This is a genomic window from Terrabacter terrigena (genome assembly GCF_042676085.1).
Lineage (GTDB): Bacteria > Actinomycetota > Actinomycetes > Actinomycetales > Dermatophilaceae > Terrabacter > Terrabacter terrigena.
This window is the reverse complement of sequence record NZ_JBHTKH010000031.1, coordinates 1-1,481: the sequence shown is the minus strand read 5'-3', so window position 1 is coordinate 1,481 and position 1,481 is coordinate 1. Positions and strand designations below refer to the sequence as shown.

1 protein-coding gene is annotated in these 1,481 nt (G+C 70.1%); it reads right to left on the bottom strand.

What is annotated here, in order from left to right:
• Nucleotides 1-24 precede the first annotated feature (24 nt).
• Entirely contained in the window at nucleotides 25-1,359 is a 1,335-nt protein-coding gene (locus ACFQ2V_RS21210) for an ISL3 family transposase (RefSeq protein ID WP_449343052.1), read from the bottom strand.
• Between the last annotated feature and the right edge of the window lie 122 nt (nucleotides 1,360-1,481).

The following is a 1,481-nucleotide window of genomic DNA, read 5'->3' as shown; positions in this document are numbered from 1 at the left end:
GGCTCTTCCCAGATGAGTGTGGGGTCATAGGTTCAGGCCGCCTGCGATGAGGAGCATGCGCAGCCTGTAGTTCTCGAGGTTCCTGAAGCCGCGGGCGACCCTGCGGTGCAGTTCGATCAGGCCGTTGATCGCCTCGGTGCCGCCGTTGTTGGCGCCGCCAGTGGTGAAGTACGCCAGGAACGCCTCCCGCCACTGGGCCAACGTCCGCCCGAGCCGGGCGATCTCCGGGATCGGGCAGGAGGCGAAGCTGGCGAGGATCTTCTCGGCGACCGCTCGCCCGGCGGCGTGGCTGGCCTGGTGGTAGGCGGAGCGGACTTGTTGGGCGCACTGGTAGGCGACCCAGACCTCGTCGTGCCACTCGTCCGCGGCGATCGCAGCGGCGAGGCGCGCCTGCTGGCGTTCCGACAGGTGCTCGGCACCGGCGTGCAGGATGTTCCGGATCCGATACAGCGGGTCGTTCCTGCGGCCGCGGTGGCCGTGGATCTGCTGCTGCACCCGGCGGCGGACCTCGTCGAGCGCGTGCCCGGCCAACTTCACCACATGGAAGGCGTCAAGAACGGCGACGGCGTCGGCCAGCTGGTCATCGATCGCGTTCTTGTACCCGCGGAACGGATCGAGCGTCGCCACTTCCACACGAGCCCGGAAGGCCTCGCCTCGGTCGCACAGCCAGGCCGCGTACGCGGGCCCGGAGCGGCCCACGACCAGATCTAACAGCCGCGCCTTGACCACCAACTTGTCCGGGTTCTTCGGGTCCGGCGCTCGAGTCAGGTCGACCATCCCGGTCAGCTCCTTCGGGCCCCGCCGGACCGGGCTCACGTGATGCCACACGTGCTCGTCCACGCCCAAGGTGCTCACCCCGTCGAAGCGGGACTCGTCCGCGGCGGCGTCCTCGAGCAGCGGGCGGATCGAGGCCCACACCGTGTCCCAGGTCGTGCCCAACTGCCGGGCCAGCCCGTGGATCGAGGCGTGCTCGCGGCGGATCTGCTCGATCGCCCACCGGCAGGCCCGCACGGTCAGCAGCGCCCGCGGACGGGCGACCCGTTCGTCCTGCTCGATGAACGAGACCCGCGGGCAGGCCGGCTCGGGGCACACCCAGCGCCGCTTGCGCCACACGACCGTCACCGGCCGACCCGCCGACGGGGCGTCCACCAGCCGCACCTCGAGCCGACCGTGCCCGTGCGCCACCACCCCGCACGAGGGGCAACCCATCACTGCCGGCTCGGACTCAACGACCACGCTCAACGCGCCGTCCTCGTCACGGGCCACTGCGGTCACGCGCAGGCCATCGAGGCCGACAAGAAGGTCACACCGGTCGCAGTAGCCGCCCACAACGGAGCAGCACGACGTAGGCTCAGGCACGTCGAGGTCCTTGAGATCAGAAGAGGTAGAAGTCCTCTGATCCTCCGGGACCTCGACCCCTTCTCAGCTCAGGCCGCAGACCCCGCGTGTCGCCCTGACCCCACACTCATCTGGGAAGAGCC